Annotated in this window: 3 protein-coding genes; 2 read left to right on the top strand and 1 reads right to left on the bottom strand. The window is 57.7% G+C overall.

Features of this window, described 5'->3' with window-relative positions:
• Together H5T64_13515 and H5T64_13510 are read left to right on the top strand one after the other, a co-directional pair.
• Positions 1 to 439: hypothetical protein (locus tag H5T64_13515; GenBank protein MBC7265351.1), on the top strand; the 439-nt coding region annotated here is incomplete at its 5' end.
• A 17-nt stretch (positions 440 to 456) separates the two neighbouring features.
• Positions 457 to 1,056, top strand: coding sequence for a helix-hairpin-helix domain-containing protein (locus H5T64_13510; GenBank protein MBC7265350.1), 600 nt, complete (start codon positions 457 to 459; stop codon positions 1,054 to 1,056).
• 77 nt (positions 1,057 to 1,133) lie between these two features.
• Here the strand turns inward: H5T64_13510 and H5T64_13505 are convergent.
• Positions 1,134 to 1,252: response regulator transcription factor (locus tag H5T64_13505; GenBank protein ID MBC7265349.1), on the bottom strand; the 119-nt coding region annotated here is incomplete at its 5' end.

Here is a 1,252-nt window from a genome sequence, read left to right as displayed (position 1 = left end):
ACACGCCGATGAAATCGAGGGACGGTTCTACATTACTCTGCACCTGGAAGTGGGCGAGAGTATGTTACTGGGCCAGGCGCACCAGATAGCGAACGATCTGGAAGAAGAAATCCACGCCCGTATCCCTAACGTAGCCGAGGCTATCGTCCACATTGAGCCCAGGGCACTTGAACACACGAACGACAGCGAATTGCTGTCATCAGATGCCGAACTCGTGCGTCAGATCACCGCAGAGGCGCAGAGTCATGCCGGCGTGGGTTACTGCCATAACGTGGTCGTGCGGCGCAGCGGTGACCAATTTTACGTGTCTATGCACTGCACAGTGAACTCCGAGATGCCCATCGAAGAGGCGCATCGCGTATCGAGTGCTATCGAGCAACAGATAAAGGAGAGGTGGAAAGAAGTAAGAGGGGTGTCGGTGCACGTCGAGCCGGCGTAGCCTAGGAGGAGCCACCTATGAGCCAGTGGCAGAAACGAGACCAGAAATGGGTCACGCTCATCGCGCTTTTGACGTTGGTTTACCTCATCGTCTTGGGAATCGTGGTCATCCTCCTGCGCCGCCCTACGCCAGCACCAATCACCATCTTGCCCCCACCCGCCGCTAATACTCCCGCCATACCTCAAACCCTGCGAGTTTACATCTCCGGGGCCGTCGCCAAGCCCGATGTCTATGAGTTGCCGGGCGGGAGCACGGTGAAGGACGCCATCACCGCTGCAGGTGGGCCAACGGAGAACGCTGACTTGGATCGAATCAATTTGGCGCTGGGTGTACAACATCAGCAGCATGTATACGTGCCCGTGAAAGGAGAGGTCGGTCTTTCTGCCCTGATGCCCTCAAACCCCAGCCCGGCAGGGGAACCGTGCGTGGACATCAACCGTGCCACGGCGGCGGAGTTGGAAACCCTGCCTGGCATTGGCCCCGCGCTGGCGGAACGCATCATCGCTTACCGCCAGACCCATGGCCCCTTCACCCGCATCGAGGACATCCAAGAGGTGAGTGGCATCGGCGAAAAGACCTTTGAGAAGATCAAAGACCTGATTTGCGTCTCGCGCTGACTTCGATATACCTTTGTATAACTACAGAGTCCCTGTTCTCGTGAAGAGAGCAGGGACTCTCTTGTACCAGACGTCGTCTATGTGATGCTTTCTAAGTGAATCCAACCGCGCTTGAGGGCTTCGAGCACGGCCTCGGTGCGCGAACCCACCTGCATCTTGCTGAAGATGTGGGCCATATGGGCCTGGACGGTGCGCG

The organism is Chloroflexota bacterium (assembly GCA_014360825.1).
Classification (GTDB): domain Bacteria; phylum Chloroflexota; class Anaerolineae; order UBA2200; family JACIWT01; genus JACIWT01.
Note: the sequence above shows the minus strand (reverse complement) of the source record. Positions and strands in the feature narration are given on the sequence as shown.

Bases quoted from the DNA above. Each gene is read 5' to 3' on its own strand.
- H5T64_13510 (MBC7265350.1), top strand. From the start codon at position 457: ATGAGCCAGTGGCAGAAACGAGACCAGAAATGGGTCACGCTCATCGCG.